Genomic DNA, 20,724 nt, shown 5'->3' on the forward strand with positions numbered 1-20,724 from the left:
ATCGCGGGCGCGCCGCGGCCCCGGGAGCAGGGAGAGGGGGGAAGGGTGGCGGCTTTCGGCCGGGGCGGGGCCGGGGCCAGGAAACGGAGGCCGGGTGCGGCGTGAGTCGGTTGAGTCGGTTGAGTGGGTTCAGTGGGTTCGCCAGGGGAGTTCCGCCGTGACGCGGGTCGGGCCGCCGGGCGGGGAGTCGACGATGAGGATGCCGTCGACCGCGTCGAGGCGTTCGGCGAGGCCGGTGAGGCCGGAGCCGGGGCCGGGGGCCGCGCCGCCGGTGCCGTCGTCCGTGACCTGGAGCATCAGACGGTCCTCCGAGCGCCACACGTCCACCGTCGCGGACCGCGCCCCGCTGTGCTTGCCGACGTTCTGCAGCAGCTCGCAGACCGTGAAGTAGGCGATGCCCTCGATCGCGGGGACCGGCCGCGACGGCAGGTCCACCTCCACCCGCACCGGCACCGCCGAGCGGGAGGCCACCGCGGACAGCGCCGCGTCCAGGCCGCGGTCGGTCAGCACCGCCGGGTGGATGCCGCGCGCCAGGTCCCGCAGCTCCTGCAGAGCCGTCTTCACCTCACCGTGCGCCTCGTCCACCATCCGCGCGGCCGCCCGCGGGTCGTCCCGCAGCTTCTCCTTCGCCAGCCCCAGATCCATGGCCAGGTTGACCAGCCGGGCCTGCGCCCCGTCGTGCAGATCACGCTCGATGCGGCGCAGGTCCGCCGCCGCCGTGTCCACGACCACCCCGCGGTCCGACTCCAGCTCCACCACCCGCGCGCCCAGCCGTGACGGGCCGAGCAGCCCGAGCACCAGCAGCCGGTCCACCGTCGTCAGCGCCCGCACGATCCACGGTGTGGCCATCGTGAAGAGGGCCCCCACCAGCACCGTCACGGTGATCTCGAACGGGTTGTCGATGTAGATCCGGTGGTGCTCGTCGCCGTACAGCTGCAGGCCGCCCTGTCCGGCGTACATCGGGAAGACCCAGAACCACAGCGGGTACGTCAGCATCGCCCAGCCGTACGCCCAGAACGCCAGCGCCACGCAGAAGGAGAACACCGCCCACGGGAACTGCACCACGGCGTACAGCAGATGCCGCCAGGACGCGCCGCTCTTGAGGACGGCCCCGATCCAGCCCATCAGGCCGCTCTTGCGGGTCCGCAGCGGCTCCGGCTCGGCCACCTCCAGGCCGAGCAGCCCGCGCGCCCGCGCCCGTTCCAGCGCGCCGAAGCCACGGCAGCCGGCGAGCGCGGCGGCCAGCACCGGGACGCCGAGGAACGTCACCAGCAGGCCGGCCCCGAGCGAGAGCATCGTGACCGCGAAGACGAACAGCACGATCCCGATCGGCAGGCCCAGCAGCACATATCCCAGCTCCCGCCAGCTGCGGCCCTCGAACGGCGCCCGCAGCGCCGCGGGCATCCGGTGCCGGCCGGAGCCGTCGTCGTACCCCGGCCGGTAGTGCTCCTGATACTGCATGGCCATCGGTGTGTCCGTCCGTTTCTGCTCGTGGCCGCCGTCCGGCTGCACGCCCCGTCATCTGCGTCCAGCCTGCTGCGTCGCGGGCCGACGGACCATGGAGGCCGTCGGCCTCTTGGACGGGGGGTTTTCCCCACCTCGGGAACTCCGGCGGGTCAGGAGGGGGCGGCCTCAGGCGCGGGCGTCCTCCGCCCGGTCGCGCCACGGCAGCTCCGCCGTGACCGTCGTCGGGCCGCCGGGCGGGGAGTCCACGACGAACAGGCCGTCCACGGCGTCCAGCCGCTCCGCCAGCCCCCGCATCCCGGTGCCGCGGTCCGGCGACGCGCCGCCCCGCCCGTCGTCCCACACCTGGATCAGCAGCCGGTCGTCGGACCGCCACACCTCCACCGTGGCCGACCGCGCACCACTGTGCTTGCTGATGTTCTGCAGCAGCTCGGACACCGTGAAATAGGCGATGCCCTCGATCGCGGCGGCCGGCCGCGAAGGCAGTTCGGCGGTCACCTTCACCGGCACCGTGCACCGCGACGCCACGGACGACAGCGCCGCGTCCAGACCGCGGTCGGTCAGCACCGCCGGATGGATGCCGCGGGCCAGATCGCGCAGCTCCTGAAGCGCCAGCTTCACCTCGCCGTGCGCCTCGTCGACCATCGCGGCCACGTGCTCGTCGGCCTGGCCCTCCAGCAGCTTCTCCTTCGCCAGGCCCAGTCCCATCGCCAGATTGACCAGCCGGGCCTGCGCCCCGTCGTGCAGATCACGCTCGATGCGCCGCAGATCGGCCGCCGCCGTGTCCACGACCACCCCGCGGTCCGACTCCAGCTCCGCGATACGGCGCTCCAGCTCGTCCGACGGCGACAGCAGCCCGCGCACCATCGCCCGGTCCACGTTGCTCATCCCGCGCGCCAGGAACGGCAGCACCGGCCACAGCACGAACAGCGAGGTCAGCGTCACCACGAAGGTCACGATGCCCCACGGCAGCCTGACCAGGTCGTACAGCGCGGTCCGCCAGGCAACCGAGTCCTTCAGCACCATCCACATCCGGCCGAGGACACCGTCCGCGCGGTGCAGCGGCAGCCGGCTCGGCTCCTCGACCCGCACCCCGAGCAGCGCCCGCGCCCGGGCCCGTTCGAACCGTCCCAGCAGCCGCGCGCCCATCAGGGCCAGCGCCAGCAGCGGGAAGCCGATCACGGTGATCGTCAGCGTGCCGCTCACCAGCAGCACGGTCATGACGTAGACGAAGCCGATCAGCGTCAGCGGAAGGTTCGCCAGAAGATGGGCGATCTCCTTCCAGGTGTGCGCGTCAAAGGCGAGGCGGGCCGGTGGCGGACGGTCGTCGTCGGCCGGCCGGCGGGCGGGGTCGGTTGCGGTCATATGGGCTAGCGTGCCGCGCGCCGCCGCGCCGCGCCATGAGGTCGCCCGGCCTCGCCCCGGTGGGGAAAACCCCACCCCGGCCCCAGCGCGCCCCCCAGCCTGCCCCGTGCCGCGCGTCTCAAGGTGTGACGGGCTGCTTACCGCCTCTTTATCAGGGCCTAGACTCCCGTGCGTACAGATCGTCGAACACCTCTCGGTGGTCGTCGAAAGCCGAGAAACGCGAAGCCAGGGAGCGAGGAGACGGACGTGCGGGATATGACCGTCGTCGTCGCGGCGGACTACTTCCACTCCTATTCGGTCGTGGGACTGCTCGCCGTCGTCGGCGTGCTTTTCGTCGCCGTCGCCTTCGGGGCCGGCCGCCTGCTGCGGCCCGTCGTCCCCACACCCGAGAAACTCCTGACGTACGAGTGCGGTGTGGACCCCGTGGGCGAGGGCTGGGCCCACACCCAGGTCCGCTACTACGTCTACGCGTTCCTGTACGTCATCTTCGCCGTCGACTCGATCTTCCTCTTCCCCTGGGCGACGGTCTTCGCCGCGCCCGGATACGGCGCGGCCACCCTGGTGGAGATGTTCATCTTCCTCGGCTTCCTCGCCGTGGGCCTGCTGTACGCGTACAAGAAGGGCGTCCTGGCATGGACGTGAACCCGGCCGTTCCGAAGCCCGCCGTCCCGGAGGCCGTCGCCGCGGAGGCCGTTGCCCCGGGGCCCGTGCTGCTTCCCGAACCGAAGAGGCTGGGCGCGCTCGCCCGCCTGGCCCCCGAGCCGATGAAGGTGGTCCTGAACTGGGGCCGCCGCTACTCGCTGTGGGTCTTCAACTTCGGGCTGGCCTGCTGCGCGATCGAGTTCATCGCCGCGTCGATGTCCCGGCACGACTTCATCCGGCTCGGCGTGATCCCGTTCGCGCCGGGACCGCGCCAGGCCGACCTGATGATCGTCTCGGGCACGGTCACCGACAAGATGGCCCCGGCCGTCAAGCGCCTGTACGAACAGATGCCCGAGCCGAAGTACGTCATCTCCTTCGGCGCCTGCTCCAACTGCGGCGGCCCGTACTGGGACTCCTACTCCGTCACCAAGGGCGTCGACCAGATCATCCCCGTCGACGTCTACGTCCCCGGCTGCCCGCCGCGGCCCGAGGCGCTGCTCCAGGGCATCCTCAAGCTCCAGGAGAAGATCGCCCGCGAATCGCTCGGCGAGCGCTACGGCCACGGTGCCGCGTCGCGTCCCTCGCCGGCGGCGCTGCAGAGCGGTCTCGTGCAGCCGCCGCAGCCCGCGCAGGGGGAGGACCGATGAGCGCCGGCACGGTCGGCTGGCTGCCCGCCGACGCCGAGGAGCTCTTCGGTACGGCGGCGACGGCCGAGGAGTCGTACGACGTCCTGACCGTCGACGTCCCGCCCGAGTCCTGGCTCGCGGCGCTCACGACGGCCCGTGACCGGCTCGGCTGCACCTACTTCGACTGGCTGAGCGCGGTCGACGAGCCCGGCGTCGGCTTCCGCGTCGCCGCGCACGTGGCCGCCCTGGGCCCGGTGCGGCGCCTGCTGGTGCGCACGACCGTGCCGCACGAGGCGCCGGTGCTGCCGTCGGCCGTCTCCGTCTACGCGGGTGCGGCCTGGCACGAGCGCGAGACGCACGAAATGTTCGGCGTCGGCTTCGAGGACCACCCGAACCTCGACCACTTGCTGCTGCCGGACACCTTCGAGGGCCACCCGCTGCGCAAGGACTTCGTCCTGGCCGCCCGGGTCGCCAAGGCATGGCCCGGCGCGAAGGAGCCGGGGGAGTCCGAGCACGGAGGTCCCAAGCGCCGCCAGATGCTGCCGCCGGGCGTCCCCGACCCCAATGAGTGGGGCCCCCTCAAGGGCCAGCTCCCACCTGCCCCGGCCCGCCCGACCCGCGCAGCGGGCGCGGGCCGCGCGGCGGGCGCCGGCCGTGCCGCGGCAGCGGGGGAGCGCCCGGCGCGCCGCACGCGCACGGCGTCGGAGGGCTCGGCGAGCCAGGCCGCGGCGGGTGCTGCGGAGGCTGCGGGCACCGAGGCGCCGGAGGCCCCGCCGGGAGCTGCTGCTCGGCCGCGCCGGACGCGCACGGCGTCGGAGGGCTCGGCGAGCCAGGCCGCGGCGGGTGCTGCGGAGGCTGCGGGCACCGAGGCGTCGGAGGCCCCGTCGGGAGCTGCTGCTCGGCCGCGCCGGACGCGTACGGCGTCGGAGGGCTCGGCGAGCCAGGCCGCGGCGGGTGCTGCGGAGGCTGCGGGCACCGAGGCGTCGGAGGCCCCGTCGGGAGCTGCTGCCCGCCCGCGCCGGACGCGTACGGCGTCGGAGGGCTCGGCGAGCCAGACCGCGGCGCGCTCGGTGGAGGAGGACAGTGACGACGCCGTCGCCGGGCAGGCGGACGCGGCGACGCGCAAGCAGGACGCGACCGAGGGCGACGCTTCCCGGGCGGCGGCCGAGGGCCCGGCCGCCGAGGCCTCGGTGGCGCATGAGCCCGGCCCGGCACCGGCCCGCCCGCGCCGGGCACGCAGCGCCTCGCAGGGCTCGGCCTCCCAGCAGGCCGAGGCCGAGCAGCCCGCGGAGCCGGCGGCACCGGAAAAACCCGCCCGCCGCAGCTCGGACGCCCCGTGGCACCACGCCCGCCCGGCCTTCGACGACACCCAGCCGGAGCCGGAGCCGGAGCCGGAGTCCCGGCCCGAGCCGGGGTCTCGGCCCGAGCCTGAGGCCGGGCAGGAGCCGGAGTCGGCGACCAAGCCTGAGTCCGGGGCCGGGCCGGAGCCGGAGTCCCGGCCCGAGCCGGAGTCGGTGACCGGGCCGGAGTCGGTGACCGGGCCGGAGTCGGTGACCGGGCCGGAGTCGGTGACCGGGCCGGAGTCGGTGACCGGGCCGGAGTCGGCGACCGAGCCCGAGTCGGCGACCGAGCCGACCGGCGACGACGCCCAGGCTCCTCAGAACTCCCCGGACCCCCGGAACCCTCAGGACCCCCAGAACCCCCAGAAGCCCCAGAACCCCCCGAGTCCCCGAGACCCCCACGATCCCGCAGGAGGCCCGCAGTGAACGGCGTTCTCGACGTCGCCCTGCGACTCGTGGTCGTCTTCGTCGTCTTCCTCACCTTCCCCCTCATCGTGGGCCAGACCGAGCACAAGGTCATGGCCCACATGCAGGGCCGCCTCGGCCCGATGTACGCCGGTGGTTTCCACGGCTGGGCGCAGCTGATCGCCGACGGTGTGAAGTTCGCGCAGAAGGAAGACGTCGTCCCGGCGGGCGCCGACCGCCGTATCTTCCAGCTCGCGCCCGCCGTCGCCCTGCTCCCGTATCTGCTCGTGCTGCTCGCCATCCCGATCGGCCCGGGCGAGGGCGCGGTCGGCCAGGTCCTGGACGCCGGTGTCTTCTTCGTCCTCGCGGTGATGGGCGTCGGCGTGCTCGGCTCCCTCATGGCCGGCTGGGCCAGCGCGAACAAGTTCTCCCTGCTCGGAGGCCTGCGCACCGCCGCCCAGCTGCTGGCCTACGAACTGCCGATGCTGCTCACCGCCGCCTCCGTCGCCATGGCGGCCGGCACGGTGTCCATCCCCGGCATCCTCGACGCGTTCGAGTGGTGGTGGCTGCCCTGGCAGATCGTCGGCGCGATCGTCTTCTTCGTCGCCGGCCTCGCCGAGCTCCAGCGGCCGCCGTTCGACATGCCCGTCGCCGACTCGGAGATCATCTTCGGCGCGTACACCGAGTACACCGGTCTGCGCTTCGCCCTGTTCCTGCTCGCCGAGTACGCCGGGATCATCGTCCTGTGCGGCCTGACCACCGTCCTCTTCCTCGGCGGCTGGCACGGGCCGTGGGGCGCCGACGGTCTGGGCTGGGTGTGGACCCTGCTGAAGACCGCCGTCCTCGCCTTCATCGTGATCTGGCTGCGCGTCACCTACCCCCGGCTGCGCGAGGACCAGCTCCAGAAGCTTTCCTGGACCCTCCTCGTCCCCCTCTCCCTCGCCCAGATCGCCCTCACCGGCATCGTCAAGGTGGTGATCCAGTAGCTATGGCGATTCCCGGCAGCGGCCTGGCCAAGGGCCTGGCCGTCACCCTCCGCACGATGACGAAGAAGCACGTCACCGCGCAGTACCCGGACGTCCAGCCCGACCTCCCTCCCCGCACCCGCGGTGTGATCGGCCTGTTCGAGGAGAACTGCACGGTCTGCATGCTCTGCGCCCGTGAGTGCCCCGACTGGTGCATCTACATCGACTCCCACAAGGAGACGGTCCCCGCGGCCACCCCCGGCGGCCGCGAGCGCAGCCGTAACGTCCTCGACCGGTTCGCGATCGACTTCTCCCTGTGCATGTACTGCGGTATCTGCATCGAGGTGTGTCCTTTCGACGCGCTGTTCTGGTCGCCGGAGTTCGAGTACGCCGAGACCGACATCCGCGAGCTCACCCACGAGCGCGACAAGCTGCGCGAGTGGATGTGGACCGTCCCGGCGCCGCCCGCCCTCGACGCGGGCGCCGAGGAGCCGAAGGAGCTGTCGGCCGCCCGCAAGAGCGCCGAGAAGCTGGCCGCCGCCCGCGACGAGGAGGAGGGAACGCCGTGACCCTCGCCGCTGCGCACGCCGCCGCCTCCCACGGTTTCCTCTCCCCGACCGGCGTGGAGATCGCCTTCGTCCTGGTCGGCCTGTTCACCTTCGGCGCCGCCCTGGTCACCGTCACCACCCGGCAGCTGGTGCACGCCGCCCTGTGGCTCGTCGTCACCCTCGGCGGCCTCGCCGTCGAGTACCTGCTGCTGACGGCCGAGTTCATCGCCTGGGTGCAGGTGCTGATCTACGTCGGTTCCGTCGTCGTCCTCCTGCTGTTCGGTCTGATGCTCACCAAGGCCCCCATCGGCCGCTCCCCGGACGCCGACTCCGGCAACCGGTGGGCCGCCCTGACCGTGGCGGTCGCCGCCGCGGCCGCCCTGGTCTGGGTGGTCGTCGACGCCTTCCGCACCACCTGGATCGACCTGGACGGCCCCGCCGCCGGCTCCACCGCGGTCACCGGCGCGAGCCTGTTCCAGAACTGGGTGCTGCCCTTCGAAGCCCTCTCCGTCCTCCTCCTCGCCGCGCTCGTCGGCGCGATCGTCCTGTCCCGCAAGGCGAAGGCGGAGGCGGCGACGCGGGCCGGCACCGATGCCTCCCGCGCCACGGCCGCCGGGGCACCGGCCGGCCCGAACGCCGCCGAGGCCCCCTCCGCCACCGGTAAGGAAGGCGCCTGATGCACCTCGTCTGTCCCGCCGTCCTCTCCGCCCTCCTCTTCTGCACCGGCCTCTACGGCGTCCTCGCGCGCCGCAACGCGATCCTGGTGCTGATGTCGGTCGAGCTGATGCTCAACGCCGTCAACCTCAACCTGGTCGCCTTCGACGTGTGGCTGAGCAAGGCCGCCGAGGAGACCCTGCACTCCGGGCAGGCCCTGACCCTGTTCACCATCGCCATCGCCGCCGCCGAGATCGGCATCGGTCTGGCGATCGTCCTGGCCGTCCACCGCAACCGCGGCACCTCGGACATCGACCGGCTCCGCGACACCGCCGAGGGCCCCGAGCCCGACGGCTCCCGCGGCGACGCCCTCACGGCCGGCACGACCGAGAAGGCTGAGGCCACCGCGTGACCACGACCACTCTCGCCGTCCTCGTCCCCCTCCTGCCGTTCCTCGGTGCCGCCGCCGGTCTGCTGCTCGGCCGCACCGCACCCGGGTTCGTCCGCCCGCTGGCGATCCTGCCGACCCTCGCCGCCCTGGCGCTGGCCGTCGCGGTCGCCGCTGACCAGGGCGGGGGCGCCGCGATCGACGCCGCCACCGAGCTGACCCCGACCGGCTCGGTGCCGATCGAGCTCGCACTGCACATCGACGGCTTCGCCGCGCTCGTCGCCGTCCTCGTCGGTGTCGTCGCGACCTGCGTGCAGATCTACTCCACGGGCTACCTGCGCGACGACCCGCGCTATGCGTCGTACGCCGCTCTGGTCTCGCTGTTCACCTCCGCGATGCTGCTGGTCGTCTACTCCGGCGATCTCATCGTGCTCCTGGTCGGCTGGGAGGTCATGGGCATCTGCTCCTACTTCCTGGTCGGCCACTACTGGGAGACGCCCGAGGCACGCGCCGCCTCCCTCAAGGCCTTCCTGGTCACCAAGCTCGGTGACGTCCCCTTCCTGATCGGCCTGTTCGTCCTCGCCGGGGACACCGGCTCCTTCCGGATCACCAAGATCCTCGGCGCCGTCGCGCACGGCGGCCTGGACCACCCCACGCTGATCGCCCTGCTGCTCCTGGCCGGCGTGGCGGGCAAGTCGGCGCAGTTCCCGCTGCACACCTGGCTGCCCGACGCGATGGCGGGCCCCACGCCCGTCTCCGCGCTGATCCACGCCGCGACGATGGTCGCCGCCGGTGTCTACTTCATCGCCCGGCTCCTCCCGGTCTTCGAGGCCTCCCAGGCCGCGATGGTCACCCTCGCCGTCATGGCCGCCGTGACGATGGCCGGCTCCGGCCTCGCCGCGCTCGCCCAGGACGACATCAAGCGGGTCCTCGCCTATTCGACGATCGGCCAGCTCGGCTACATGACCGGCGCCCTCGCCGTCGGCGACCGCGGTGCCGCCGTCTTCCACCTCCTGTCCCACGGCGCCTTCAAGGCGCTGCTGTTCCTCGCCGCCGGCGCGGTCATCCACGCCGCCGGCACCAACTCGCTCGCCGCCATGTCCCGCATGGGCCATCTGCGCGACCGTGTCCCGGACGCCTACTGGACGATGACCGTGGCGCTCCTCGCTCTCGCCGCGATCCCGCCGTTCAGCGGCTTCTTCTCCAAGGAGACGGTCCTCGGCGCCGCCGAGCACGTGGCCACCGGCCACACCGACCACGCCCCCGGCGCCGCCGGCTGGATCGTCCTCGTCGCCGGCCTGGTCACCGCCCTGCTCACCGCCGCCTACGCGATGCGACTGTGGCTGCTGGCCTTCCGCGGCCACGGCACCGAGGCACCGGACCACGGCCGTCAGCCGCTGACGATGACCGTCGTGCTGTGGGTGCTCGCCGTGCCCTCCCTCGCGCTCGGCGGCCTCGCCTACCGGCTGCTGCCCGACTGGTTCGACGGCCGCTCCCTCGCCCCCGCCCTGACGACCTCCGTCATCGGCACCGGCGTGGCCCTCGTCGGCGGCATCGTCACCTACGCCGCCTGGCGCCACACCACGGCACGGGCCCGGGTTCCGCTCGGCGCGGTCGCCGCCCACCCCGAGGGCGACGCCGGACTGGTCGAGGCCGAGGCCATCGCGAGCCACGAGCCGGCCTACGGAGACATCGCCTCCGCCCCCGACCCGGCCGACCCCGGTCGCCTGCTGCTCGGCCCGCTGCACCGGCCCGCGGCCGCCGGCTTCCACCTCGACGCGGTCTACTCGGCGCTGTTCGTGCGCCCGGTGCAGGCCGGGGCGAGCCTCGTCAGGTTCCTCGACCGCGAGGTCGTCGACACCTACGTCCGGGGGGCAGGTGCGCTGCCCCGCTGGCTCGGGGCCGCCGTGCGGCGCGCCCAGACCGGCAATGTGCAGACCTATGTGAGCGCGCTGCTCGCCGGCACCGTCGTCCTCGCGGTCGCCGCCGTCCTCGTCGCCACGGGAGCGTGAGCAGGCGTGATCGATATCAACGAGTCCGTGATGCAGTTCCTTCTTGCGTTCGTCGTCGTCGGCCCGCTCCTCGGCGCCGTCGCCGCTCTCCTGCCGGCCCCGCCCGGGCTGAAGGGGAAGTCCCCCGAGCAGGCCGTGCTCCGCCACGGTGTGACCGTGACCGGCGTGGTCCTGATCGCCGCGATCGTCCTGGCGCTCGGCTTCGACCACGACCATCCGTCGAAGATGCAGGCCAGCACCGACATCAGCTGGATCCCCGCACTCGACGTGCGCATCCACCTCGGCATCGACGGCATCTCCCTCCCCCTGTTGGTCCTGACCGCGCTGCTGACCTTCCTCAGCGCGCTGTACAGCTACTTCAAGATGCCTCAGGGCCCGTCCCCGAAGGCCTTCGTCGCCCTGATCCTGGTCCTGGAGGCCGGCACCCTCGCCACCTTCGCCGTCCTCGACCTGATTCTGTTCTTCCTCGCCTTCGAGATGGTCCTGATCCCCATGTACTTCCTCATCGCCCGCTGGGGCGGCGAGGGCCGGGCCGCGGCGGCGTGGAAGTTCATCCTGTACACGCTGCTCGGCTCGGTGGTCATGCTGCTCGGCCTGCTCCTGATCGGGCTGCGAGCGGGCACGTTCGACATGGTGGCACTCGCCACTGACAACGGCCGGTCGCTGACCACGTCCGTGCAGGTCATCGCCGTACTGGCGATCGGGATCGGGCTCGCCGTGAAGACCCCGATGTGGCCGCTGCACAGCTGGCTTCCCGACGCGCACACCGCCGCGCCGACCGTCGGCTCGGTCCTGCTGGCCGGTGTCCTGCTGAAGATGGGTACGTACGGGTTCGTCCGGATCCTGCTGCCGATCGCCCCGGACGGCATGCGCACCTTCGCGCCCTACCTCGCCGCCCTCGCCGTCGTCGGGATCATCTACGGATCCCTCGCCTGCCTGGCCCTCGCCAAGCGGGGCGCGAAGGGCGACCTCAAGCGGCTGATCGCCTACTCCTCCGTCGGCCACATGGGCTTCGTCCTGCTCGGCATCGCCACGATGTCCCCGACCGGCGTCAACGGCGCCCTGTTCGCCAACATCGCCCACGGCCTCATCACGGGCCTGCTGTTCTTCCTGGTCGGCGCGCTCAAGGACCGCACCGGCACCACCGACCTCGACACCCTCGCCGAGGAGACCGGCGCCGCGCTGTACGGCAAGGCGCCGCGCCTCGGCGGCCTGCTCGCGTTCGGCGCGGTCGCCTCCCTCGGCCTGCCGGGTCTGGCCGGGTTCTGGGGCGAGATGCTCGCGCTGTTCGGCGCGTTCAGGCCCGCCGCCGACCTCAGCCGTCCCGCCTTCCTCACGTTCATGGCGGTGGGCGCGTTCGGCACCCTGCTGACCGCGGCGTACATGCTCGTCGTCGTCCGCCGCGTCTGCATGGGCGCCGTCCCCCAGGACACCCCGAAGCTCGCCGACGTCCACACGTACGAGTTCGCGGCCTGGACCCCGCTCGTCGTCCTCACCGTCGTCGCGGGCCTGTGGCCCAAGGCCCTGCTCGGTCTGACGAACCCGGCCGTGCAGCAGCTCCTCGCAGGAGGCACCCGATGAGCTTCCCGGCCCAGCCGCTCGCCCAGCCCCTGGCGGAGTCGCTCGTCCAGTCCGTCGACTGGCTCGCGATCGCGCCGCCCACCCTGACGGCCGTCGTCGCCCTGGCCGTCCTCGTCGCCGACCTGTTCGTGCCGGAGGCGAAGAAGGCCGTCCTCGGCTGGGTCTCCGTCGCCGGACTCGCCGGCTCCGCCCTCCTGCTGCTGCCGCTCCTGAACGGCGACCGGCACACCTTCTGCCTGCCCTCCCGTCAGGACGCGTGCAGCTACACCGCGGACCGCTTCACCCTCGTCATCCAGCTGCTCGTCCTCGGCGGCGCCCTGCTGGCCGCCCTGCTGTCGGTCACCGCCCTGAAGGACGCCCGCAAGGACATGCCGGAGGGCGAGTACTGGTTCCTGCTGCTGTCCTCCGCCGCGGGCGCCGCGCTGCTGCCCGCCTCCCGCGACCTCGCCACGCTCATCGTGGCCCTGGAGGTCGCCTCCCTGCCCGCCTTCGCGCTCGTCGGCCTGCGCCACGGCGACAAGCGGTCCTCCGAGGCGGCGCTGAAGTTCTTCCTGTCGTCGGTGACGGCCACCGCCGTGAGCCTCATGGGCGTCAGCTTCCTGTACGCCACGACCGGCACCCTCTACCTCACGCAGATCGCCGACCGCATCCAGCACGTCGACGGCCAGTTCCAGACCCTCGCCCAGACGGGTGTCGTCCTCACCCTGATCGGCTTCGCCTTCAAGACGGCGGCCGTCCCCTTCCACTTCTGGGTGCCCGACACCTACGTCGGCGCGCCCCTGCCGATCGCCGCCTATCTGTCGGTCGTCGGCAAGGCCGTCGGCTTCTCCGGGCTGATCCTCGTCACCGTCGTCGCCCTCCCGTCGTACGCCGACGCCTGGGGCCCGGCGCTCGCCGTGCTCGCCGCCCTCACCATGACCGTCGGCAACGCCGGCGCCCTGCGTCAGCAGGCCACGCGCGCGTACAGCGCCGTCCGGCTGCTCGCCTGGTCCTCCGTCGGTCAGGCCGGCTACCTGCTGGTGCCGATCGCCGCCGCTGCCTACACGGACGACCCCGGGCGCTCGATCGGCTCCACGGTCGCCTACGCCCTCATGTACGGCGCGGTGAACCTCGGCGCCTTCGCGGTGGCCGCGCTGGTGGGCCGTACCAAGCTGCTGAACCGTGTCGCGGACTACCGCGGCCTGTACGCCACCAACCCGCTCACCGCCCTGCTGCTGGCCTTCTTCCTGCTGTGCCTGGCGGGTCTCCCGCCGGGCATCATCGGCCTGTTCGCCAAGGTCACGGTCTTCTCCGCGGCCGTCGACGCCGGCCTGGGCTGGCTCGCGGTGATCATGGCGGTCAACGTGGTGATCGCGCTGTTCTACTACCTGCAGTGGACGGCCCTGCTGTTCCGCGCCCCCGAGGGCGAGGCCGCCCGGCACCGCCTCCCGGCCCCGCTCAGCGCTGCGCTCGCCCTGACCGCGGTGGTCGCCGTCGCGCTGTCCGGCGCACCGCAGCTGGTCCTGCGCTTCGCGGACACGGCGCTCTTCTGACGGTGCCGCGGGGGCCCTCACCCGAGTGGCGCAGGGGCCCCCGCGATCGCCGGGGAACTGGCGGCCCTCGCCTGGCGTTGACCAGAGCGGGAGGGTCCACTGGACGTGACACCACGACCTCAGTGGGTACCGCAGATCAGCAAGGCAAAGGGTTCCCCTGCCGCACCACTTGGAGGGTGTACCGTGCACCGCCGGCACAACGGGCTCAGGACGGCAGTACTCCTCGGGGGGCTGTCCGCACTCATCATCGTCATCGGCAGCTTCTTCGGCCGTACGGGCCTGATCGTGGCCGTTGTGGTGGCGCTGGGCACCAACGCGTACGCGTACTGGAACAGCGACAAGCTGGCCCTGCGCGCCATGCGGGCCCGCCCGGTCAGCGAGTTCGAGGCGCCGGCGCTCTACCGCATGGTCCGCGACCTGTCGACGCAGGCCCGCCAGCCCATGCCGCGCCTGTACATCTCACCGACGGAGGCGCCCAACGCCTTCGCGACCGGCCGCAACCCGCGCAATGCCGCCGTGTGCTGCACGGAGGGCATCCTGCGCCTGCTCGACGAGCGGGAGCTGCGCGGCGTGATCGGCCACGAGCTCAGCCATGTCTACAACCGCGACATCCTGATCTCGTCGGTGGCCGGCGCGCTCGCCTCGGTGATCATGTTCCTGGTGAACTTCGCCTGGCTGATCCCCGTCGGCCGCTCCGACGACGACGAGGGTCCCGGCCTGCTCGGCATGCTGCTGATCATGCTGCTCGGCCCGATCGCCGCCAGCCTCATCCAGCTCGCCATCAGCCGCTCCCGGGAGTACGAGGCGGACGCCTCCGGAGCCCGCCTCACCGGCGACCCGCTCGCGCTCGCCAGTGCGCTGCGCAAGCTGGAGACCGGCACCCAGCAGCTGCCGCTGCCGCCCGAGCCACGCATCGAGACGGCCAGCCACATGATGATCGCGAACCCCTTCCGCGCAGGTCAGGGTCTGTCCAAGATGTTCTCCACCCACCCGCCGATGGCGGAACGCATCGCCCGGCTCGAGAAGATGGCAGGTCGCCCGCTGTGAGAACCATTCTGAACGTCATCTGGCTGGTCCTGAGCGGCTTCTGGCTGTTCCTCGCCTATCTCGCGGCCGGCGTGCTGCTCTGCATCACGATCATCGGCATCCCCTTCGGGATCGCGGCCTTCCGCATCGGCGTCTACGCGCTGTGGCCCTTCGGATACACCACCGTCGAGCGCGGCGACGCCGGAGCGCCCTCCTGCGTCGGCAACGTCCTGTGGCTGATCCTCGCGGGCTGGTGGCTGGCCATCGGTCACATCGTCACGGGCCTCGCCCTGTGCGTGACGATCATCGGCATCCCGTTCGGCATCGCCAACTTCAAGCTGATCCCGGTCTCGCTGTTCCCGCTGGGCCGCGACATCGTCCGCACGGACGAGCCGTTCGCCGCGCGCTGACGGGGACTGCGCGCTGACGGGACTGCGCGCGTGGCCGGGCGCCGGCTACTCGCGTGCGGCCCACTGCCGTACCGCGTACGCCCCCATGCCCACCGCCAGTACGCCCGCGCCGACGGCCACGGACAGGCCCGGCAGGGCGAAGGCCAGGGTCGCGCAGCCGACGAGGCCCACGGCGGGCACCACGCGCGAGTGCCAGGCCGGCGTCAGCGTCCAGGCCGAGGCGTTGGCGACGGCGTAGTAGGCGAGGACACCGAAGGACGAGAAGCCGATCGCGCCGCGTACGTCCACCGTGGCGGCCAGCACCGCGACCACCACGCCCACGGCGAGCTCGGCCCGGTGCGGCACCTGGAAACGCGGGTGGACGGCCGCCAGGACGCCCGGCAGATGGCGGTCCCGGGCCATCGCCAGCGTCGTCCGCGACACGCCCAGGATCAACGCGAGCAGCGAGCCCAGCGCCGCCACGGCCGCCCCCGCCCGCACCACCGGTGCCAGCCCCGGCACGCCCGCCGCGCGCACCGCGTCGGCGAGCGGCGCGCCCGCCCCACCGAGCCGGTCCGCGCCCAGCACGGCGAGGACGGCGACCGCCACGCACGCGTAGACGCCCAGCGCGATGCCCAGTGCCAGCGGGATCGCCCGCGGAATGGTCCGCGCCGGATCGCGTACCTCCTCACCGAGGGTGGCGATCCTCGCGTACCCGGCGAAGGCGAAGAACAGCAGACCCGCCGCCCGCAGCACGCCGCCCGCGCCGCCCGGGGCGCCGGCGTCCAGCCGTCCCGCGTCCGCCGCCCCCGACCCCAGGCACGCCACGACGACACACGCCAGCACGGCCAGGACGACCGTGACGATCACCCGGGTCAGCCACGCCGACTTCTGCACACCGCCGTAGTTCACGGCGGTCAGCGCCACGACGGCCGCGACCGCCACGGCATGCGCCTGCCCGGGCCACAGGTACGTGCCCACGGTCAGCGCCATCGCCGCGCACGACGCGGTCTTGCCGACCACGAACGACCAGCCCGCGAGGTAACCCCAGAACGCGCCCAGCCGCTCCCTGCCGTAGACGTACGTGCCGCCCGAGGCCGGGTAGCGGGCCGCGAGCCGGGCCGAGGACAGGGCGTTGCAGTAGGCGACGAGGGCGGCGAGGGCGAGGCCGGGCAGCAGGCCGGTCCCGGCGGCGCGGGCGGCCGGCCCCAGGGCGGCGAAGATCCCGGCGCCGACCATCGAGCCGAGCCCCACGACCACGGCGTCACCGACGCCGAGGGTGCGCCGCAGTTCGCCCCCGACGGCCGGTCCGGACTGTGTCATGGCCCGCACCCTACTGATCGCCGCAACCATCGGCCGTCCGTGTGACGTCCTGTTCATCAACGACGCACGAACACGCGCACCGGGGCCGCCAGGACGAAGATCACAGGGATCGGACTGGGCCGGCACAGCGCGGAAGGGCAGGTTCACGGCATGGGAATCATCAGCTGGATCATCCTCGGCCTGCTGGCCGGGGCCATCGCCAAGTTCCTGCTGCCGGGCCGCGACCCGGGCGGCTTCGTCGGGACCACCCTCATCGGCGTCGCGGGCGCCTTCATCGGCGGCTGGATCTCGGCCCGCTGGCTGGACCACCCGATCGCGAAGAACTTCTACGACGGCGCCACCTGGGCCGCGGCCATCGGCGGCTCGCTGGTCCTGCTGATCGCGTACCGCATCCTGTTCGGCAACTCACGCGACTGACGCCGGACGGCAGCGCGAAGGGTGGGTCCCCCGGTCATCGGGAGCCCACCCTTTGTCGTTCCGCGTCGCTCGCGTCGTTCCGCGCCGCTTCGCGTCGGTCCCGCGTCGTTCCGCCGGTGGTCCTACCGGTAGTTCACGAACTGCAGGGCGAAGTCGAAGTCCTTGCCCTTCAGCAGCGCGATGACGGCCTGGAGGTCGTCCCGGCTCTTGGAGCTGACCCGCAGCTCGTCACCCTGGACCTGCGCCTTGACGCCCTTCGGGCCCTCGTCGCGGATGATCTTCGCGACCTTCTTGGCGTTGTCCTGGGAGATGCCCTCCTGGATCTCCGCGAAGATCTTGTACTCCTTGCCGGACAGCTGCGGCTCGCCCGCCTCCAGCGCCTTCAGCGAGATGCCCCGCTTGATCAGCTTGGACTGGAAGACGTCGAGGACGGCGTTCACCCGGTCCTCGGAGTTCGCCTCCATGAGGATCTTCTCGCCGGACCACGAGATCGAGGCACCCACGCCCTTGAAGTCGTAGCGCTGCGAGATCTCCTTGGCGGCCTGGTTGAGGGCGTTGTCGACCTCCTGCCGCTCGACCTTCGAGACGATGTCGAAACTGGAGTCGGCCATGTCCTGTGGCTCCTTGTATCGGGGTGCGAAACGGGTGCGTATCGGCGTCCGTGGGGCTGCCGCCGAGCCCGGCGTAGGTCCCGGGCCGCATCCCGCCCAGCCTAGTCACCCCGCCCCGCCGGGGTGGTCATCAATGGGGTGGCGAAGCACCCCTGGGCATCGGGTATTGTTTACGTCGTTGCCGGGGAGCAGCGCCGAAAGGTCGCTCGAAGGCAGCACCACTTGGCGGTGTGCCCGAGCGGCCAAAGGGAGCAGACTGTAAATCTGCCGGCTCAGCCTTCCCAGGTTCGAATCCTGGCGCCGCCACGCGGAATGAGGGGCCCGTGATCTGCGAGAGCAGGTCGCGGGCCCCTTGTCGTGCGTTCGCAGGCCCCTTGTCGTGCGTTCAGTGGTGCGGAGGTTCACCCGCAGCCGGGGCGCAGGGCGAGCAGGGCGATGTCGTCGGTGGTGTCGGCGCCGAACTTGAGGACGAGTTCGTCGCAGAAGACGTCGAGCGGGGCCCCGGCCTGGGCTGCGGTGTGGCGGCGCAGCCGGGTCATCGCGTCGTCGAGGGGTTCGCCGCGGCGCTCGATGAGGCCGTCGATGTAGAGCAGCAGGGTGGAGTCGGGCGGCAAGGGGTCCTGGGCGGAGTGCCGCGGGTGGTCGGGGTCCATGCCGATCAGCAGGCCCCGTCCGGTCTCCAGAAAGCGCGTCTCGCCCTCCTTCGTCGTCAGCAGCGGCGGCAGGTGCCCGGCGGAGGAGTGGTGCAGGTGCCACGGGCCGCCCTCGGTGCCCTTGATGACGCCGTACACACAGGTCGCGGTGGTGTGCGGGCTGAGCGTGTGGCTCACGACGTCGAGGCGGCGCAGCACGTCTGCGGGCGGTTCCTGGCTGTCGACGGCGAGGCCGCGCAGCATGTTGCGCAGGGCGCTCATCTCCACGGCGGCCCGCAGATCGTGCCCGGACACGTCACCGACGACCAGGGCGGTGTCACCGCTGGGCATGGTGAAGGCGTCGTACCAGTCCCCGCCGACCTCGGCCGTGGTGCTGGAGGGGACGTAGCGGGCGACCAGCTGCAGGTGGTCGACCTGAGGCGGTTCGGGCAGCAGGGCGCGCTGGAGTTGCTCGGCGGTGGACCGGGCGTGCTGGTGCAGGCGGGCGTTGTCCACCCCGAGGGCGATGGTGCGGACCAGTTCCGCGATCGGGCGGATGTCCTTCCTGGTGAACGGCTGCTCGCCCTTGGTGCGCACCAGGGTCAGCGCGCCGAGGATCTCCCGGTGGGCCTGGAGCGGAGCGACGACGGCGCTGTCCCCGCCCAGCTGCTCCACCAGCTCCAGCTGCCGGGCGTCCAGCGGGCTCTGCGCCGCGCCGAGGGGCGGCACGCCGGACACCAGGAGCGGGCCCGCGCCGCGCAGCACCCGGGGCAGGGTGCCGCGGGCGCTCTCGGACATCGAGGGCAGCGTCCCCAGGTATCTGTCGTCCACCAGCACGCCGGGGTCGTGGTGGACGACGCACACCCGCGTCACCCGCCCGTGCTCGTCGAGGAGGTCCACCGCGCACCAGTCGGCCAGCCCCCGGGTCAGGACGTGGCACACCTGCCGCAGCCGCTCCTCCAGGTGAAGCGTGCCGGTCAGGGCGCGGCCGGTCTCGGCGAACAGGGCCAGCCACTCCGGTGCCGCCCGGTCGACGCTCTCGACCTGAGCCTTCTCGGTGGCGGGCGGCAGAGTGACCGGGCCGGGCGCCGGACGCGTCGCGGTCCGGTCGCCGGCGGGAGTCCGGCGCGGCCCGGAAGGGGCCGTCCTCGCCGTCAGCTGGGCGACGAACACGGTGTGCCCGTCGATCGCCTCCTGCGTCTGGATGCGCAGCCGGACGGGGACCACCCGGCCGTCGCGATGCAGCGCGGGAACCGGGACGGAGCGGCCCAGGATGCGGGGCTCGCCGGTCAGCAGCAGGGAGGTGAAGGCCGCCGTGTGGCGCTGACGCAGGTGCTCGGGCATCAGCACCGTCAGCCGCTGCCCGACCAGGTCCTGGGGGTCCCAGCCCAGCAGACTCGCCGCGGAGTTGTTCACCGCGATGATCCGGTTGCCGTCGTCGGCCGCGATGGTCGGCACATTGCTCGCCTCCATCTCGGTCGCGTCCCAGGGCGCCAGCTCCATCGCCGTGTGGCTCGGCGCGCCCGGGACCAGCGTCCACGCGGTCGCCCGCTCCCCGGACAGCTGGCCGGCGATCTGGTCGAGCAGCCAGCGCCGGAAGGCGCGGATCTGCGGCAGCGCCGGAAGAGTGAGCAGGCTGCCCTGCTGAGCGGCCTCGTCGGCCTCGTCGAGCACCCGGCGCAGGTTCCGCACGGACGGGGCGGCGTCCGCCGGGAACCCCACCAGCAAGGAGAGCGTCGAGCTGTCGGGCCTCTCCTGCTCCACCGCGCAGGTCATGGACGCGCAGACCACATGGCTCGTGTCCTGGACGGCGAGGAGGCCGGGCGGCAGCACCCCGGGCTGCTCGGCACCGGTACCGGCACCGATACCGGTACTGGCATCGGCATCGGCCCACGCGGCCAGGAGCAGCTCGCGCAAGGACGCCTCCCAGTGCTGCTGCGCGGCCCAGTAGAGCGCGTACGGCACGTCGTGCAGCGCCACCGTCCTGGTCGGGCCGGGCGGGGCCACGGCCTCCCAGACGGACTCCGGCGGCGCCGGCGCCTCGGGCCACAGCTCGAACCAGACGGTCTTGCGGCCCGCCCCGCTGTGCGTTCCATGGCAGGTGGCCAGCTCCTCCACCAGGGTCAGCCCCCTGCCCGTCGCGGCGTACCGATGCCGGTCGTGCGGCACCAGCCCGCGGTCCGGCCGCTCATCACTCACGCGTGCGTGAACCCGGCCCTCGGTCGCCCAGACCTGCACCTCGATGTCGGTACGCGCGTGGAGGACCGCGTTGGTCACCAGCTCGCCGACCAGCAGTTCGGCGTCGGCCACCAGCTCCGGTGCGACGCCCTCCAGCGCCGATCGAGTGAATCGCCGGGCCGGCGCGACGTTCTCCGGCGCCGGAGACAACCGCCGCGACGCTGCGTCGGGGGGAGGGGGGCTCGCCATACCAGCGGGGTGCCCAAAAAGGTCCGTCCGAAGAGTGCCGTCGGGCGGTGTGGCGAGTGGGGGTGCCTGTTGCTGGAGCCGCGCGGGTGCGCGAGACGGCAGGTGGGGTGGTGGGGCGCTGGGAGGGGGCCGGGGGAGCCAACCGGGGGAATGGCGGCCGGGAAGGGGCGGCTGCCCCCGGGGGCTCGGCTGCCCTCCCCGGGGGCTCGGCTGCCCTCCCCGGGGGCTCGGCCGCCCTCTTGGAGCGGGGCGCTCTGCCGAGACGAGCTCGCCGCTCTGCCGGGCCGGAGACCGTAACCGTCCCGGAGACCGTAACCGTCCCGGGCCGAGACCGGTAACCGTCCCGGGCCGGAGACCGGTAACCGTCCCGAGCCGGG

The 20,724-nt window shown here is 72.7% G+C and carries 18 protein-coding genes and 1 tRNA gene; 14 read left to right on the forward strand and 5 right to left on the reverse strand.

The genetic code is table 11. From position 1 onward, the window contains the following. Positions 1-129: 129 nt before the first annotated feature. Both ACZ64A_RS19190 and ACZ64A_RS19195 read right to left on the reverse strand, forming a co-directional pair. The gene (locus ACZ64A_RS19190) at positions 130-1,467 is read right to left on the reverse strand and encodes a sensor histidine kinase (protein ID WP_469811578.1); all 1,338 of its coding nucleotides are present in this window, start codon (positions 1,465-1,467) and stop codon (positions 130-132) included. A gap of 165 nt (positions 1,468-1,632) precedes the next feature. Continuing rightward, positions 1,633-2,829, reverse strand: coding sequence for a sensor histidine kinase (locus ACZ64A_RS19195; protein WP_469811579.1), 1,197 nt, complete (start codon positions 2,827-2,829; stop codon positions 1,633-1,635). A gap of 255 nt (positions 2,830-3,084) precedes the next feature. Here ACZ64A_RS19195 and ACZ64A_RS19200 point away from each other — a divergent pair, with 255 nt between their 5' ends. The 12 genes from ACZ64A_RS19200 to ACZ64A_RS19255 all read left to right on the forward strand — a co-directional run bounded on the left by ACZ64A_RS19200 (position 3,085) and on the right by ACZ64A_RS19255 (position 14,958). After that, the gene (locus ACZ64A_RS19200; protein WP_361630935.1) at positions 3,085-3,471 is read left to right on the forward strand and encodes an NADH-quinone oxidoreductase subunit A; all 387 of its coding nucleotides are present in this window, start codon (positions 3,085-3,087) and stop codon (positions 3,469-3,471) included. After that, entirely contained in the window at positions 3,462-4,118 is a 657-nt protein-coding gene (locus ACZ64A_RS19205; RefSeq protein WP_469811580.1) for an NADH-quinone oxidoreductase subunit B, read from the forward strand. The genes ACZ64A_RS19200 and ACZ64A_RS19205 overlap by 10 nt, the downstream gene beginning before the upstream one ends. After that, positions 4,115-5,863, forward strand: coding sequence for an NADH-quinone oxidoreductase subunit C (locus tag ACZ64A_RS19210; protein ID WP_469811581.1), 1,749 nt, complete (start codon positions 4,115-4,117; stop codon positions 5,861-5,863). Before ACZ64A_RS19205 ends, ACZ64A_RS19210 begins: the two co-directional genes overlap by 4 nt. Then, a complete protein-coding gene (locus ACZ64A_RS19215) occupies positions 5,860-6,828 on the forward strand; it encodes a complex I subunit 1/NuoH family protein (RefSeq protein ID WP_469811582.1) in 969 nt (322 codons plus the stop codon). Before ACZ64A_RS19210 ends, ACZ64A_RS19215 begins: the two co-directional genes overlap by 4 nt. Before the next feature lie 2 nt (positions 6,829-6,830). Further along, a complete protein-coding gene (locus ACZ64A_RS19220) occupies positions 6,831-7,376 on the forward strand; it encodes a NuoI/complex I 23 kDa subunit family protein (RefSeq protein WP_469811583.1) in 546 nt (181 codons plus the stop codon). Beyond that, positions 7,373-8,032 (forward strand): NADH-quinone oxidoreductase subunit J family protein, encoded by a 660-nt coding sequence (locus ACZ64A_RS19225; protein ID WP_469811584.1) that lies wholly within the window; start codon positions 7,373-7,375, stop codon positions 8,030-8,032. The genes ACZ64A_RS19220 and ACZ64A_RS19225 overlap by 4 nt, the downstream gene beginning before the upstream one ends. Next, a complete protein-coding gene (nuoK, locus tag ACZ64A_RS19230) occupies positions 8,032-8,421 on the forward strand; it encodes an NADH-quinone oxidoreductase subunit NuoK (RefSeq protein WP_469811585.1) in 390 nt (129 codons plus the stop codon). Before ACZ64A_RS19225 ends, nuoK begins: the two co-directional genes overlap by 1 nt. Further along, positions 8,418-10,409 (forward strand): NADH-quinone oxidoreductase subunit 5 family protein, encoded by a 1,992-nt coding sequence (locus ACZ64A_RS19235; protein ID WP_469811586.1) that lies wholly within the window; start codon positions 8,418-8,420, stop codon positions 10,407-10,409. The genes nuoK and ACZ64A_RS19235 overlap by 4 nt, the downstream gene beginning before the upstream one ends. A gap of 6 nt (positions 10,410-10,415) precedes the next feature. Further along, a complete protein-coding gene (locus tag ACZ64A_RS19240; protein ID WP_469811587.1) occupies positions 10,416-11,990 on the forward strand; it encodes a complex I subunit 4 family protein in 1,575 nt (524 codons plus the stop codon). Next, positions 11,987-13,522, forward strand: a complete 1,536-nt coding sequence (locus tag ACZ64A_RS19245) for an NADH-quinone oxidoreductase subunit N (protein ID WP_469811589.1) — start codon at positions 11,987-11,989, stop codon at positions 13,520-13,522. Before ACZ64A_RS19240 ends, ACZ64A_RS19245 begins: the two co-directional genes overlap by 4 nt. 183 nt (positions 13,523-13,705) lie before the next feature. Then, on the forward strand, positions 13,706-14,569 hold the full coding sequence (gene htpX, locus ACZ64A_RS19250) for a zinc metalloprotease HtpX (protein ID WP_469811591.1): 864 nt from the start codon (positions 13,706-13,708) through the stop codon (positions 14,567-14,569). After that, positions 14,566-14,958 carry a YccF domain-containing protein gene (locus ACZ64A_RS19255; RefSeq protein WP_469811592.1) on the forward strand — a complete coding sequence of 131 codons (393 nt, stop codon included), beginning with the start codon at positions 14,566-14,568 and terminating at the stop codon, positions 14,956-14,958. The genes htpX and ACZ64A_RS19255 overlap by 4 nt, the downstream gene beginning before the upstream one ends. A 45-nt stretch (positions 14,959-15,003) precedes the next feature. On the opposite strand, the gene ACZ64A_RS19260 is transcribed toward ACZ64A_RS19255, so the two are convergent. Further along, a complete protein-coding gene (locus ACZ64A_RS19260) occupies positions 15,004-16,260 on the reverse strand; it encodes an APC family permease (protein ID WP_469811594.1) in 1,257 nt (418 codons plus the stop codon). Between the two features lie 150 nt (positions 16,261-16,410). On the opposite strand from ACZ64A_RS19260, the gene ACZ64A_RS19265 reads away from it, so the two are divergent. Further along, on the forward strand, positions 16,411-16,677 hold the full coding sequence (locus ACZ64A_RS19265) for a GlsB/YeaQ/YmgE family stress response membrane protein (RefSeq protein WP_469811595.1): 267 nt from the start codon (positions 16,411-16,413) through the stop codon (positions 16,675-16,677). A gap of 122 nt (positions 16,678-16,799) precedes the next feature. Here ACZ64A_RS19265 and ACZ64A_RS19270 read toward each other — a convergent pair whose 3' ends face one another. Next, positions 16,800-17,288: a YajQ family cyclic di-GMP-binding protein gene (locus ACZ64A_RS19270; protein WP_469811597.1), complete on the reverse strand. Its 489-nt coding sequence runs from the start codon at positions 17,286-17,288 to the stop codon at positions 16,800-16,802. Positions 17,289-17,512: 224 nt separating this feature from the next. On the opposite strand from ACZ64A_RS19270, the gene ACZ64A_RS19275 reads away from it, so the two are divergent. Then, positions 17,513-17,594, forward strand: a tRNA-Tyr gene (locus ACZ64A_RS19275). A 95-nt stretch (positions 17,595-17,689) separates the two neighbouring features. Here the strand turns inward: ACZ64A_RS19275 and ACZ64A_RS19280 are convergent. Next, the gene (locus tag ACZ64A_RS19280; protein ID WP_469811598.1) at positions 17,690-20,347 is read right to left on the reverse strand and encodes a SpoIIE family protein phosphatase; all 2,658 of its coding nucleotides are present in this window, start codon (positions 20,345-20,347) and stop codon (positions 17,690-17,692) included. Positions 20,348-20,724: the final 377 nt, after the last annotated feature.

Source organism: Streptomyces sp. NPDC104814 (assembly GCF_055583185.1).